The sequence below is a fragment of the Nonomuraea sp. NPDC050404 genome (assembly GCF_040655495.1).
GTDB lineage: Bacteria > Actinomycetota > Actinomycetes > Streptosporangiales > Streptosporangiaceae > Nonomuraea.
Map to the genome: position 1 here is coordinate 241,322 of NZ_JBFAKB010000001.1, position 13,673 is coordinate 254,994.

At 70.3% G+C, this 13,673-nt stretch carries 12 protein-coding genes; 4 read left to right on the forward strand and 8 right to left on the reverse strand.

The annotated features are described in order from the left end of the window. The first annotated feature begins 47 nt into the window (after positions 1-47). A complete protein-coding gene (locus AB0I81_RS01135; protein WP_360647818.1) occupies positions 48-1,067 on the forward strand; it encodes a LacI family DNA-binding transcriptional regulator in 1,020 nt (339 codons plus the stop codon). Positions 1,068-1,121: 54 nt separating this feature from the next. Here the strand turns inward: AB0I81_RS01135 and AB0I81_RS01140 are convergent, their stop codons facing one another. Beyond that, positions 1,122-1,481, reverse strand: coding sequence for a hypothetical protein (locus AB0I81_RS01140; protein WP_360647821.1), 360 nt, complete (start codon positions 1,479-1,481; stop codon positions 1,122-1,124). Between the two features lie 596 nt (positions 1,482-2,077). Between AB0I81_RS01140 and AB0I81_RS01145 the strand changes: the two genes are divergently transcribed. From AB0I81_RS01145 to AB0I81_RS01155, 3 genes are read left to right on the forward strand one after another with little or no spacing between them, the layout of a single operon-like run. Beyond that, positions 2,078-3,316: a sugar ABC transporter substrate-binding protein gene (locus AB0I81_RS01145; protein WP_360647824.1), complete on the forward strand. Its 1,239-nt coding sequence runs from the start codon at positions 2,078-2,080 to the stop codon at positions 3,314-3,316. Between the two features lie 8 nt (positions 3,317-3,324). Continuing rightward, on the forward strand, positions 3,325-4,221 hold the full coding sequence (locus tag AB0I81_RS01150) for a sugar ABC transporter permease (RefSeq protein ID WP_360647827.1): 897 nt from the start codon (positions 3,325-3,327) through the stop codon (positions 4,219-4,221). A 4-nt stretch (positions 4,222-4,225) separates the two neighbouring features. Then, complete coding sequence (locus tag AB0I81_RS01155; RefSeq protein WP_360647830.1) at positions 4,226-5,065, forward strand: carbohydrate ABC transporter permease; 840 nt, start codon at positions 4,226-4,228, stop codon at positions 5,063-5,065. A 4-nt stretch (positions 5,066-5,069) separates the two neighbouring features. Here the strand turns inward: AB0I81_RS01155 and AB0I81_RS01160 are convergent, their stop codons facing one another. Genes AB0I81_RS01160 through AB0I81_RS01190 form a run of 7 tightly spaced genes read right to left on the reverse strand, consistent with a single transcriptional unit; the run spans position 5,070 to position 13,516 of the window. After that, positions 5,070-6,290: an ROK family transcriptional regulator gene (locus AB0I81_RS01160; RefSeq protein ID WP_360647833.1), complete on the reverse strand. Its 1,221-nt coding sequence runs from the start codon at positions 6,288-6,290 to the stop codon at positions 5,070-5,072. A gap of 19 nt (positions 6,291-6,309) precedes the next feature. Next, positions 6,310-8,130, reverse strand: a complete 1,821-nt coding sequence (locus AB0I81_RS01165; protein ID WP_360647836.1) for a glycoside hydrolase family 9 protein — start codon at positions 8,128-8,130, stop codon at positions 6,310-6,312. Next, positions 8,127-9,095, reverse strand: coding sequence for a BadF/BadG/BcrA/BcrD ATPase family protein (locus AB0I81_RS01170; protein WP_360647839.1), 969 nt, complete (start codon positions 9,093-9,095; stop codon positions 8,127-8,129). The genes AB0I81_RS01165 and AB0I81_RS01170 overlap by 4 nt, the downstream gene beginning before the upstream one ends. Further along, complete coding sequence (locus tag AB0I81_RS01175; RefSeq protein ID WP_360647841.1) at positions 9,092-10,354, reverse strand: 6-phospho-beta-glucosidase; 1,263 nt, start codon at positions 10,352-10,354, stop codon at positions 9,092-9,094. Before AB0I81_RS01175 ends, AB0I81_RS01170 begins: the two co-directional genes overlap by 4 nt. Continuing rightward, positions 10,351-11,232, reverse strand: a complete 882-nt coding sequence (locus AB0I81_RS01180; RefSeq protein WP_360647844.1) for a carbohydrate ABC transporter permease — start codon at positions 11,230-11,232, stop codon at positions 10,351-10,353. The genes AB0I81_RS01175 and AB0I81_RS01180 overlap by 4 nt, the downstream gene beginning before the upstream one ends. Further along, a complete protein-coding gene (locus AB0I81_RS01185) occupies positions 11,229-12,167 on the reverse strand; it encodes a sugar ABC transporter permease (RefSeq protein ID WP_360647847.1) in 939 nt (312 codons plus the stop codon). The genes AB0I81_RS01180 and AB0I81_RS01185 overlap by 4 nt, the downstream gene beginning before the upstream one ends. Before the next feature lie 2 nt (positions 12,168-12,169). After that, positions 12,170-13,516 (reverse strand): extracellular solute-binding protein, encoded by a 1,347-nt coding sequence (locus tag AB0I81_RS01190; RefSeq protein ID WP_360647849.1) that lies wholly within the window; start codon positions 13,514-13,516, stop codon positions 12,170-12,172. Positions 13,517-13,673 lie beyond the last annotated feature (157 nt).

The window sequence follows — 13,673 nt, forward strand, 5'->3', positions numbered from 1 at the left end:
CCCGTTCGTTACATCGTTGTAAACTCGGGTTCCATCGCGAAGGGGGCATGGTGCGGCCGAGGCTGAAGGATGTCGCCGAACTGGCCGGGGTGTCCATCAAGACCGTGTCCAACGTGGTCAACGACTTTCCGCACGTCAGCGACGCGACGCGGGCCCGGGTGGAGGCGGCGATAGCCGAGCTCTCCTACCGGCCGAACCTGTCGGCGCGCAACCTGCGCGCGGGCCGCTCCGGCGTGATCGCGCTGGCGGTCCCCGACCTGCACAACCCCTACTTCGCCGAACTGGCCACGAACATCATCGAGGCGGCCGACCGGCAGGGCTGGACCGTGCTCATCGACCAGACCCAGGGCGACCGGGCCAAGGAACGCGTGGTGGTCTCCGGGATCCGCGACCACCTCATCGACGGGTTGTTGTTCAGCCCGCTCGCGCTCACGGGCAAGGATCTGGCCGGGCGCGACAGGCGTACGCCGATGGTGCTGCTCGGGGAGCGCATCGGAACGGGCCGCTCACCCTACGATCACGTCGGCATCGACAACGTGGCCGCCGCGCGGGAGGCCACCCTGCATCTGGCCGGGCGCGGCGGGCGCAGGATCGCCGCCATCGGCGTGCAGCGCACGGCCGCCGCCGTGACGGGCCGCCTGCGCCTGAAGGGCTACCGGCAGGCGCTCGCCGAGGCCGGCATCCCCGCCGACCCGTCACTGGTCGCGCCCGTCACACGCTGGGAACGCGCCGACGGCGCCGAGGCCATGAGCCATCTGCTCGACTCCGGCGCGCCGGACGCGGTCTTCTGCTTCAACGACACACTCGCGCTGGGCGCCCTGCGGACGCTGCTCAAGCGCGGGTACGAGGTGCCGGGCGACGTATCGGTGATCGGGTTCGACGACATCCAGGACGGCCGGTTCGCCACTCCCACATTGTCGACCGTGGCGCCGGACAAGGCGCTGATCGCGCAGTCGGCGGTGGAATTGCTGGCCGAGGGGCTGAATGGCGGGACGGACCTCGCGCACGAGGTGTGCGTGCCGCATCGGCTGGCATTTCGGGAGAGCACGGGCTTTTCCCAGGAATGACCATTCCGGCACTCGGGACATGGGCCAGGCGCCCCCGCGCCCGGCCGGAAACAATTACCGGTAGAAGGTCTTGTTCCCCTTGGACACCCAGGTGCCGCGCTCGCCCCAGTAGGTCCTGACGTGAATGACGATTCTGGTGCCCTCGGGCAGCTCGCGGCCGGCCACGATCCCGCAGGAGGAGCCGGGGTCACCGTAGTAGTTGTTCTTGTCCGACCAGAAGAGGTTCGTGGTCACCTGACGGGCGCCCCCGGTGTCGAAGGCGCGCACGCAGAGCGTGTTGGAGCTGTCGGTGTAGGTGATGGTCCCGTCGCCGACATTCCAGCTGTAGTTGGCCGCGGACGCGGGCTGCGTGAGAACGACGCTCGCGGTCACGACGCCGAGGCTCACCGCGGCGAATTTGGATAGCTTCTTCATGGACTTCCTGCCCTTTCCGCACAGATCATTCTGATGGCGGATCCTTTCGCACGCCGGCAGCACCTTGGAATACGCCGGGAATATCGTGTGGTAGCCGCGCTTTCCCCGGCCCGACCGTCCGCGAGCCCGGACGCGGTGACGACCCAGGGCGCTGACGCTCTCGAACGCGACGCTGCCCGAACGTGCGGCACCGGGGAAGATACATCGGATGTGGTCATCCGACCATCAGGCCCTGTACAGTCGGCCGCGCCCGTAGGACGATGGTCGCGGCAGCCTCTATGCGTGAGCTTCTCCGCCGACCGGCCGACCTGGCGAATATTCGCAGGTCAAGGCCATCATTAAGGGCTGTCTTGTGCGCGCCGGCGAGCTTGGGCCGAGGCACGATCCGGCGGCGGCCGAGACCCCCGCGACGCCGGGGATCCCCGTGTGCGCCAGATCACCACGGTCGGCCGTACGGCGAGCAGTCATCGGATATTTCCTGACGCGATCCCGTTGACATTACGGAATGCAACGGCCTAATTTCGAACAAATCACTGGGCCCCGAGCTACTGACTGGAGCTGCGATGGGCAGGCGGATACATGGCGGTCGGAGATCATTGGCGATCGCGGCGGCGATGGTCATGGCGGGTGGCTTGACGGCGGGTTGCGGCGGTGGCGGCCAGGAGTCGGCGGGCGGCAGCAAGGCGGGCGACGTCGTCACCCTCACCTGGTCGATGTGGGCGTCCGGAACCGAGGACCGGAACGCCTGGCAGAAGGTGGCCGACCAGGTCACCCAGAAATACCCGAACATCAAGATCACACTTGAGACGTCACCGTTCAACGACTACTTCACCAAACTCGGCACCCGGCTGGCCGGCGGCAGCGCCGCGTGCATCGTCTCCATGCAGAGCCTGCGTACGGGCGGCTACGTCAGCGGCATGCGTCCCCTTGACGACCTGATCAAGAAGAACAACCTGGACACCGCCGACTTCGACTCCTCGATCATGGCCGGGCTGGCGTCGGGCGGCAAACAGTATGCGCTGCCCTACGACCTCGGGTCGCTGATCATCACCTACAACAAGGACCTGTTCAAGGCGGCCGGCGTGCCGGCGCCGAAGGTCGGCTGGAGCGTGGCCGAATTCGAGGCGGCCGCCAAGAAGCTGACCACCGGCGGCAAGCACGGGTTCGTGGCCTACCCCTCGGCCCTGGGCATGTTCTCGATGATCATGTCCAAGACGGGCGCGGCGGAGCCGATGGACGCCTCCGGCAAGCTCACCCTCACCTCTGAGCCGATGAAGACCGGCTTCCAGTGGTACGCGGACCTGGTCGCCAAGCAGGGGGTGGCGCCCAAGGTGCCCGGCGTGAACAACAACTGGGCCGAGACCCAGTTCCTCAGCGGCGCCGTGGCGATGTCGGTGAACGGCCCCTGGTCCGTCCTGGAGCTCAAGGCGCAGGCCAAGTTCGACGTGGGGCTGGCCACCATCCCCGCCGGCCCCGACGGGACCAAGAGCTACTCGGCCGGTTCCGGCTTCGGCATCTCCCAGTCCTGCCCGTACCCGGACGAGGCGTTCCAGGCCGTCAGCACGATGACCAGCGCCGAGGTGCTCGGGCAACTCGCCTCGGTCGGGCGCGCCTATCCGGCGCGCAAGTCCGAACAGGACAAGTGGTACGACAACGCCTTCGAGGGCGCCAAGCCCGTCATCGACGCCGCCAACGCCTCCGCGAAGCCGTTCAGGGCGACCCGCAACTGGGATCCGGTGGAGAAGCTGCTGGCCCAGTACGGGATCCAGGCCTTCAACGGGCAGTCCACGGCGGCCGACGTACTCAGCCAGGTGCAGCAGCAGGCACCGGCGTAGGGGGCGGCGTGCACGACGATGTCAGACCCCGGCGGCTGCGCCGCGACGGGCGGGCCGCGGCCTTCTTCGCCGGGCCCAGCCTGATCGGGTTGACCCTGTTCACCCTCTTCCCGATCGTGTTGTCCCTGGTGATGGCCTTCTTCCAGTGGCCCGCGGTAGGTGAGCGCACCTTCACCGGGCTGCAGAACTTCGCGACGTTGTTCACCGATCCCGTGTTCGTGCGGGCGCTGCTCAACACGTTGCTGTTCGTGGTCCTCTACCTGCCGCTCAACCTCATCGTGTCGGTGGGGCTGGCGGTGTGGATCGGACCGCGGATCAAGGGCCGCAAGGTGCTGCGGGTGGTGTTCTTCCTGCCCGTGGTCACGCCGATGGTGGCCAACGCGATCGTCTGGCGGATGATCTACCAGCCGAACGGGCTCATCGACGGCTCGTTGTACGCCGCCACCGGCGTGCACGCGCCGAACTTCCTCGGCGAGCAGGGCTGGGCCATGTTCGCCGTCGTCGCGATGAGCGTGTGGCAGGGATTCGGCTACAACATGCTGGTCTTCTCGGCCGCGCTGGACGCCATCCCGCGGCACCTCCTGGAGGCGGCGCAGATCGACGGCGCGGGACCGTGGCGGCAGTTCTTCCGCATCATGCTGCCGATGATCTCCCCGGCGCTGTTCTTCGCCTCGACCATGACGCTCATCACCTCCTTCCAGGTCTTCACCCAGCCGTTCCTGATGACCGGCGGAGGGCCCGGCATGGACACCCAGACGCTCATGATGTTCGTCTACGACAAGGGGTTCTCGATCTATCAGTTCGGGCTCGCGTCCGCCGGGGCCTGGATCGTGTTCGTGCTGATCCTGGGCGTGACCGCGGTGCAGTTCGCCGGCCAGCGCAGGTGGGTGAACTACGATGTCTGATCACGTGTCTGATCACGCGGTCCGGCGCGTCAAGCTGGTCATCTCGCACATCGCGCTCTACCTGGTGGCCGCCGCGTTCCTGGCGCCGCTGGTGTACATGGTGGCCACGTCGTTCAAGCGCGCCGACGAGGTGTTCGGGTCGCCGCCGAGCCTGTTCGGATCGGTGTTCCGGTGGGAGAACTACAGCGAGGCGCTGGCCTACCTGCCGTTCGGGCGGTTCGTGCTCAACGGGCTCGCCGTGGCCGTCGTCGGCACCGTCGTGGTGCTGGTGTCGTCGGCCATGTCGGCGTACGCCTTCTCGCGGCTGCGCTGGCGCGGTCGCAACGGCGTGTTCCTGGTCTTCCTGGCCACGCTGATGATCCCCCAGGAAGTCCTGGTCGTGCCGATGTTCATCCTGATGCGCTGGTTCGGCTGGGTGGACTCCTTCCAGGCGCTGATCTTTCCCTGGGCGTTCACCGCGTTCGGCACGTTCATGTTGCGCCAGTTCTTCCTGACCATCCCGGAAGAGATCTCCGAGAGCGCCCGCATCGACGGCGCGGGGTCGGTGCGGATCTTCACCAGCATCCTGATGCCGCTGGTCAGGCCCGCGCTCGCGGTGCTGGCGGTCTTCACGTTCATCGGCTACTGGAACAGTTTCCTGTGGCCGCTGATCATCATCAACTCGGTGGACGAGTTCGGCACCGTGCCGCTGGGCCTGCAACTCTTCTTCGGTCAGCAGGGCAGCCAGTGGAACCTCGTCATGGCCGCCTCCGTGATCTCCATGGCGCCCAGCGCGGCGCTGCTCATCATCCTGCAGAAACATCTCATCCGCGGGATCGCGACCAGCGGCCTCGGCGGCCGGTGAGAGGTCATGGTCGGACGACGCCGCCGAAGACCTCGTCGCGGACGGTGGCCAGGGCGAGGTCCATCGCGCCGGCGAGCACCGGGTTGCCCGCGAGGGCCGACAGGCGTACCCGGGGGTGGGAGTGGGTGAGCGCGTACAACTCCCGCTCGACCAGGTCGCGCAGGTGCTCGCCGCCCGCGGACATCAGCCCGCCGGCGAGCACGATGAGGCCGGGATCGACGACCGACGCGATGGCCGCCAGGCCCACGGCGAGCCGGGCGGCCACCAGCCGGAGCCCGGCGGCCGCCTCCTCGGCCGGCCGCCCCGCGCCCTGCGTGGCGAGGGTGGCCGCGGCCGTCACCGCCTGCCGGAAGTCGGGCGCGTCCACCCCGTAGGTACGCAGCAGGTCGAGCACCGCGGGGCCGCCGACCAGGGCCTGGTAGCCGTGGCGGCCGAAGCGGCCGGCATCGCGGGCCGTCGCCGCGCCGGGGGTGGGCATGTAGCCGACCTCGCCCGCGCCGCCGAAGAAGCCCCGGTGCAGCCGCCCGCCGATCACCAGGGCCGACCCCAGCCCCTCGTCGGCCCACAGCAGCACGAAGTCGGGGCAGCCGGCCGCCGCGCCTCGCGCCTGCTCGGCCAGCGCGACCAGGTTGACGTCGTTCTCCACGGCGACGGCCGTGCCGAGCCCGGCGCTCAGTGCGGGCAGCAGGCCGGGAATCCGCCAGCCGGGCAGATCCTCGTCGGTGGCGTAGCACAGGGCGCCGGTGGTGGGATCGACGGCGCCCTGCACGCCGATCACCACCCTGCGCAGCGGTCCCGGCGCCCCGGCCCCGGCGATGGCCGCCCGGAGCCGGTCGATCAGCGGGCCTGGCGGGCCGCCGGGGGCGGGGAGCGTGTGCTCGCCGCGGATCTCGCCGGTGATGTCGGCCACCTGGACGCCGATCTGGTCCTGCGTGACGTCGAGGGCGGCTACGTACGCGGCGGCCGGGTTGATCCGGTAGGTCTCCGCCGTACGGCCGGGCTGCCCCGCCCTGACCCCGTCGCCGACCACCAGGCCCGCCTCCTGGAGGCGGGCCAGCAGCTGGAACGCCGTCGGCTTGGACAGGCCGGTCAGCTCGCCGATCTCGGGACGCGTCAGCGGGCCACGCTCCAGCAGGACCCGCAGGGCGGTGCGATCGTTGATCGCCCGCATCAGGCTCGGCGTCCCGGGAAGGGGGGTCTCCGTCCCGGGCTGGGGGGTCTTCACGTCACCTCCGCGACAGCGCTCACCGCGACATCAGGGTCAGAGCGTACAGGGCGACGGCCGCGAAGTCGTCGGCCGGCTCGGACGCCTGCCAGGAACGGACGTCGTCCACGAAGCGGCTGCCCCGCCCGGTGAACTCCTCGTACCGGTCCACCCCGCCGGGCGGGCACGGCGGCATCTCCTCGAAGTGGCCGCCGAGGCCGCCCTCGAACAACCCGGCGCTGTTGGGGCCGTTCACCACCGCGCCCGTGGCGGGCCTGCCGGTGATGTTGGCGACCTGGTGGTGCGGGCAGGCGATCGAGTTCTGGCCGGCCCCGGCGACGAACGAGACGCCCCACGGGTTCGCGCCCAGCGCCCAGTTCCGCTGGCCGGTGCCGAAGGCGTCGTAGGAGCGGTCGCCGGTCACCGACCGGTACAGCCGCGAGGTGGCGGCCAGGCCGAAGGCGTGCGGCACCGAGTCGAACTCGTCGTACTTCGCCCCGGCGCGGAAGGGGTCGGCGGCGGCGCGCCGGTTGCCGATCTCCAGTTGCGCGCGCAGCCCGGCGACCAGGTCGGTCTCGGACACGGCATGGCCGCCCGTCCCCGCTCGGCGCATCGCCTTGATGAGGTCGGTGTGCGCGAGTGCGCTCACGTCGTACAGGTTGAACGTGTCGCCGCCCTCCTCCTTCAGGTACTCGGCGGCCCAGTGCGCGGCCTGGGCCAGCCACCGGCCGGCGCGCGGGTCGCCGAGGCGCTGCGCGGCCAGGGCGAGTTGCGCGCCGCCCAGTTCCATGTCGTCGCGCCAGACGCTCTCGGGGTAGAAGGCGTGCGGGAGCGAGGTCACGAGCTGCCCGACGCCGGTGGTCTTCGCCATGGCGTAGACGGAGGCGGCCTTGTCCAGCAGTTTCGCGGCCCGCGCGCGGGACGGCTCCAGCTGGGCGGCGAGCGCGAACGCGGCGGCGGTGCGGCCGGCCAGGTTCGGGCTGATCGGCTCGCCGGGGTCGGCGGCGCGGAACACCGGCCGGTGCCGGATGAACTGGCGTCCGTCGCCCGTGTCGCCGTCGTCGGCCTGCGGCAGCCGCCAGATGTCGTGGTCACCGTAGAAGGTGCCCGCTTCGTCGCCCGCGCCGATGCCGACCTGGATGTAGAGCGTCCTGGTCCGCTCGTCCCACATCTTGTCGAGGTATCGCAGGCCGTGGGCGGCCTCGTCGCGCAAATTCGGGACGGGCGCGCCGTCCCGTTCCGCGGCCCACAGCAGGGTGTCCACGTAGGACAGGATGTGGGTGAACTTGAGGTAGTCGCCCGCGTCGAACCAGCCGCCCTCGACGTCCACCGGGCCGCCGATCCTGGTCAGGCCGCCCTTGATCTGGTCGGTGTCCGGACCGGTGAACTCGGGCCAGGCATAGACCGAGGCGGCCCGGTCGTTCAGGTGGCTCGGACCACCCCTGGTCGCCGCGCCGTCGCGCTGGAGGCCGAAGAAGTCCACCACCTTGCGCGCGGGGGCGGCCGGCAGTCCGGCGGGGGTCACCTCGAAAGTCGGCGAGGTCACCGCGCCCGCCTTGATCCGGTAGTTGCCCGGTGTACGCAGCCGGGTCAGGTCCAGGTCGTAGACGTGCGGGTAGCGGGCGTTCCAGGTGCCGAGATCGCGGCCCGCCTTGCCCGCGAGGACCTCCCGGCCACGGCCGTCGACCACGCTGAAGCGGCCGGCGGCGCCGGAGGTCATCAGGTAGGCGTGCTTGGTCTCGGCGGACGCGAAGCCCACCTGGTCCACCCGGATGAAGCCGGGCGCGGCCGAGTCGGCCAGGGCCACGTTCCCCGTGGTCAGCAGCGCCAGCGTCAGGGCGGCCGGGATCAACCTTTTCATGCGCTCCTCCTGAAGTGGTCACGTACGCGGGCTCGGGCGCTGTCCGCCGCGCCGAGCAGGTCCAGGCCGGCCAGGGCGGCGCCCGCCACGGGAGGCAGGGCGGCGACGACCAGGCCGGCGCGCGGCGCCACCGCGGCGAGGGCGGCCTCGATCAGGCCGAGCATCGTGGGATCCCCGGCGGTGAGCACTCCCCCGCCGAGGACGACCTCGACCGAGGTGGACAGCAGGTCCAGGCGGCGCAGGCAGACCTCGGCCATCACGGCGACCTCCGCCGCCTGCCGTTCGACCAGGGCGGACGCCGCGGCGTCCCCCTCGGCGGCGACCGCGAACAGGCCAGGCACCAGTTCGTGCAGCCGGGCCCGGTCCACCTCGCCGGCGTGCAGGGCGAGGATCAGCTCCGTCACGCCGGCCACGCCGAAGTGCGACTTCACCAGCCCGGTCAGCGCGGTCGCCGGGCCGCGTCCGTCCTCGGCCCGCGCGGCGTGCCAGAGGATCTCGTCGGCGAGTTCCTCTCCCCCGCCCCAGTCGCCGCTCATCCTGCCGAGCGCGGGGAAACGCGCGGTCTGCCCGGTGGGCGAGACGCCGGCCGCGTTCATGCCCGCCCCGCACACCACGGCGACGCCCCACGGCCTGGACGCGCCCGCGCGCAACACGGCGAAGGTGTCGTTGGCCACGGACACCTCCTTGGCGCAGCCGCGCGCGGCGAGTTCCGCGCGCAGCGCCGCCTCCTCTTCGGGGAAGTCGGCCCCGGCCAGGTAGGCGGCCATCACGTCGGCGCAGGGCGGGGCCGCGCCGCCGAGCAGCGTACCCGCCGCCCGTGCCACGACGTCCGCCGCCGCGCTCACCCCGACGCTGTGCGGGACGAACGGCCCGGCGGCGCCGGTGGCGATCACCTCGCCGTCCTCGGTCACCAGCGCGAGGTGGGTCTTGCTGTTGCCCCCGTCCACCGCGAGTACGGTCCTCACCCGGCGACCGCCCAGGGCAGATGCGGGCGGTTGGCCTCGATGAGCAGCCCGGCGAGCTCCCCGGCCAGGTGCTCCTGGCCGACCAGGGGATGCGCGAGCAGCGCGTCGCGGACCCGGTCCGCCCCGCCGTGCACGGCCGCCAGAAGCGCCAGCTCTTCGTACGCCGACACGTGCGCGATCAGCCCGGCGTAGAGCGGCTCGACGGGCTCGACCGGCAGCGGCGCCGCCCCGGCCGCGCTGATCCGGGCGGGGACCTCGATGACCGCGTCGCGGGACAGGAAGGGCAGGGTGCCGTTGTTGCGCGTGTTGACGATCTGGACGTCGCCCCGGTCACCGGCCAGCGAGGCGATCAGCGCGACCGCCGCCTCGGAGTAGTACGCGCCGCCGCGCCTGGCGAGCAGTTCGGGCTTGGTGTCCACCGCCGGATCGGCGTAGAGCCCGAGCAGTTCGGTCTCCATCGCCGCGACCTCGGCCGCGCGGGACGGCGAGACCTGCTGCTCGGCCACGACGAGATCGTGGGCGTAGAAGTAACGCAGGTAGTAGGACGGCACCGCGCCCAGCCGCTCGACCAGCTCGGTCGGCAGCCCGAGGTCGGCGGCGATCTCCTTGCCGTGCCCGGCGATCAGCCGGGGCAGCACGTCCACGCCGTCCAGGTGGACCGAGCGTTCCCAGCTCAGATGGTTGAGCCCGACGTGACCGAGTGACAGCCTCGCCGGCTCGACGCCGAGGTGGGCGGCGAACCGGCGCTGGAAGCCGATCGCCACGTTGCACAGGCCGATCGCCCGGTGCCCAGCGTCGAGCAGCGCCCTGGTCACGATGCCCACCGGGTTGGTGAAGTCGATGATCCAGGCGCCGGGCGCGAGCCGCCGTACCGTGTCGGCTATCTCCAGGACCACCGGGACCGTGCGCAGCGCCTTGGCGAGCCCGCCGGCGCCGGTGGTCTCCTGGCCGACGCAGCCGCAGCGCAGGGGCAGCGTCTCATCCACCTCGCGGGCGGCCTGCCCGCCCACGCGCAGTTGCAGCAGGACGGCGTCCGCGCCCGCCACCCCCTCGGCCAGGTCGGCCGTCGCGGTGACGACCGCCGGGTGCCCGGCGCGGGCGAGCATCCGGCGCGCCATACCCGCGACCGGCCGCCTGCGGTCGCCCGCCGGGTCCACCAGCGCGATCTCGGTCAGCGGCAGCTCCTCGCGCAGCCGCGCGAACCCGTCGATCAGCTCGGGCGTGTACGTCGAGCCGCCCCCGATCACGGCGAGTTTCACCCTTTCACCCCCGTGAGAGTCACGCCCTCGATGAAGACCCGCTGGGCGAGGAAGAAGACGATGATCACCGGCGCGGTCACCAGCAGGGTGGCCGCCATGGTGAGGTTCCACTGCACGCTGTGCAGGGCCTTGAAGGTGGCCAGCCCGAGCGACAACGTCCAGCCCTCCTGGTCGACCCCGGCGTAGAGCAGCGGGCCGTAGTAGTCGTTCCAGCAGTAGAAGAAGGAGAACAGCGCGACCGCCGCGATCGCCGGCCTGGCCATCGGGAGGATGACGGTGAACAGGATGCGCACGTCGGAGCAGCCGTCCACACGCGCGGCGTCGGTGTAGTCGCGCGGGATGGTGATCAGGAACTGGCGCAGCAGGAAGATCGAGAACGCGTCGCCGAAGAGCATCGGGACGATCAGCGGCCAGAGTGAGTCGGTGAGGTCGAACCGGGCCCAGATCAGGTAGATCGGCACCGCGACGACCTGCGGCGGCAGCATCATGGTGCTGATCACCACCAGGAAGGCGAGCTTCCTGCCACGGAACCGGAAGCGGGCCAGGGCGTAGGCCGCCGGGATCGACGACACCAGCATGAACACCGTCGCCAGGCCGGCGTACACGAACGTGTTGAACGTCCAGGTGAGCAGCTGCGACCGGGCGAGGACGACCCCGAAGTTGGCCCAGTTCCAGGTCCGCGGCCACAGGTCGCTGGTCAGCGCCTGCTCGTCGGTCATCAGGGCGGTCAGCGCCACGAAGACGACCGGGCCGAGGAACATGATCGCCAGCGCGACGGCTATCGCGTGCCGGGCGATCCACATCAGGCCGCGCCGGCGCCGCCGTACAGTGGGCATGGTCCTGGCGGTACGGGGGCGCGCGGTGACGGTGGCGGTCACGCGTCCACCTCCGCCCGGCCGAACCGGCGCAGCAGGATCAGTGTGAAGAGCATCGACACGGCGAACAGCAGCAGCGCGTGCACGCAGGCGAGCCCCATCGACCAGTCGCGGAACCCGGTGTGGAACAGGTGCTGGGGCAGGGTGAGCAGTGAGCCGTCCGGGTAGCCGGGGGTGAAGGTGCTGCCCGCCGAGTCGGTCGCGCCCGAGGCGACCCGGGAGGCGATCATGGCCTGGGCGAAGTACTGCACGGCGTAGATCACCCCGGTGATCGCGGAGAACATCAGCACCGGCGAGATCGTCGGCAGCGTGACGCTGCGGAACTGCCGCCAGGCGCCCGCGCCGTCGATCGCGGCCGCCTCGTACAGGTGCCTGGGCACGTCGAGCAGCGCGGCCAGGAAGATCATCATGGTGTTGCCCACGCCCCAGACGGCGAGCAGGGTGAGGCTGGGCTTGGCCCAGGCCGCGCTGCCGAACCAGTCGGGGCCGGTGATGCCGACCAGGGCGAGGAGCTGGTTGACGGGGCCCGTCGCCGGGTTGAGCAGGTAGACGAAGGCGACCGTGCCCGCCACGGCCGGCACCAGCGAGGGCAGGTAGAAGATCGTCCGCAGCACGCCGGCGCCTGACTTGATCTTGGTGAGCAGCTGGGCCACGCCGAGCGCGAACAACACTTGCGCCGGGACCATGAAGGCCACCAGCCACAGGGTGTTCCTGGCCGACTGGTACACGCGCTCGTCGGCGAAGGCGTAGCGCCAGTTGTCCAGCCCGATGAACTCCAGGGTGAACAGGTCGTAGCGGTGGAAGGAGAAGTAGACCGTCGCCAGCAGCGGGTAGCAGAAGAAGACCAGCACCCCGGCGATCCACGGGGCCAGCCAGACGAGGGCGCGGGCGCCCTCGCTGCGCCGCCAGTGCGGCGGCGCGGCGTGGGTGGAGGCCATCGTCAGCCTCCGGAGAGCTTCAGCTTGTCGTTGATCCGCTTGTCCACGCCGGTCAGCCCGGCCTGGAGGTCCTTGACCGCCCCCTTCTCCCACTGGATGAGGAAGGTGGAGAAGGCATCCTGGTTGAAGACGCTGTTGACGCTGGCCGGCAGGGTCGAGGTCTTCGGGTGAGCGAAGATGTCCAGAAAAGTCGCGAAATTATCGTCTTTGGCCAGCTTCGGGGACTCCATGGCGGCCTTGGTGGTGGGCACGTTGCGCAGCGCGTTCGACAGCGTCACCAGCGAGTCGGTGTCGGTGGTGAGGTGCTTGATCAGCTCCCAGGCGTGCTGCGGGTGCTTGGCGCCCTTGGGCACCCCGATCACCGTGCCGGCGGTGAAGCCGCTGCCGTACAGGTCGGGCTTGTCGTCGGCGACGGGCAGCGGCGCAGTGCCGTAGTCCATCGACTTCGCCTTGGGGTCGGCGGCGATCATGGCGTTGCGCCACTCGCCGTCCACGGCCATCGCGACCTTGCCCTCGAAGAAGGGGTGCTCGGAGCCCCACTCGTCGCCCAGGCCCTTGCGGAACTTCTCCAGGTTGGCGTAGCCGTACCAGTCGACGAGTTCCTTCTGCCAGGTCAGCAGCTGCTTCCAGGCCGGGTCGGAGCCGATGGCCGAGGTGCCGTCCTGGTTATACCACTTGGCGCCGACCATCGGGCCGAGGTGGGAGGGGGAGTTCTCGTAGTACTGGAAGCTGGGGATGAAGCCGGCGACCTTGATGGTGCCGTCCGGGTCGCGGACGGTGAGTTTCTTGGTCAGCTCGGTCAGCTCGCTCAGCGTTTTGGGCGGCTCGTTGCCCTTCATCAGGGCCTTGTTGTAGTAGAGGCCGTAGGCGTCGGCCAGCAGCGGCATCGTGCACCGCCTGCCCTCGAACTCGGTGTAGGAGCGCGACGCCTCGGGCAGCACGCTCAGGTCGATGCCGTCCAGCCCGATGACCTGGGTGAGGTCCTGGAAGGCGCCCGACCTGCACCACTGGGCGACGTTGTCGGTGGTGAACGAGGCGGCCACGTCGGGGGCCTTGCCGCCGCGGATGGCCGCGGTGATCTGGTCGTCCTGTACGGCCTTCTTCGCGTTCACCTTGATCTGCGGGTGTTTGCCGGTGAAGCCCGCGATCGCCGCCTCGAACGCGTTGGTCTCGGCGTCGGTGGAGAAGCCGTGCCACAACTCCAGCGTGGCGGCGGGCAGGGCGGCGGCCGCCGGTTCGCTGCCGGTCGTGGTGGGGCGGGCGCCGAGCGAGGGCGCCTGTTCGCCCGCGGTGCAGGCGGTCAGCGACAGGGCCAGTAACGCGGCCGCCGCGAGGGGGACGAAGCGCACGAGATTTCTCCTATGCCCGCGAAGTTAGTAACTCTTCCTAACTTTGAAGGGACCATAAATTCTCATTTCCAGCGGGTCAAGGGACGACATCAACTCGTGACCGGGTGGGGTTGGGCAGTAATCCTGACTAACGACGGCTCGGCGATCGCCGACTTGG

Coding starts and splice junctions, on each gene's coding strand:
- AB0I81_RS01135 (WP_360647818.1), top strand. CDS start 48: ATGGTGCGGCCGAGGCTGAAGGATGTCGCCGAACTGGCCGGGGTGTCC.
- AB0I81_RS01140 (WP_360647821.1), bottom strand. CDS start 1,481: ATGAAGAAGCTATCCAAATTCGCCGCGGTGAGCCTCGGCGTCGTGACC.
- AB0I81_RS01165 (WP_360647836.1), bottom strand. CDS start 8,130: ATGAAAAGGTTGATCCCGGCCGCCCTGACGCTGGCGCTGCTGACCACG.
- AB0I81_RS01185 (WP_360647847.1), bottom strand. CDS start 12,167: ATGGCCTCCACCCACGCCGCGCCGCCGCACTGGCGGCGCAGCGAGGGC.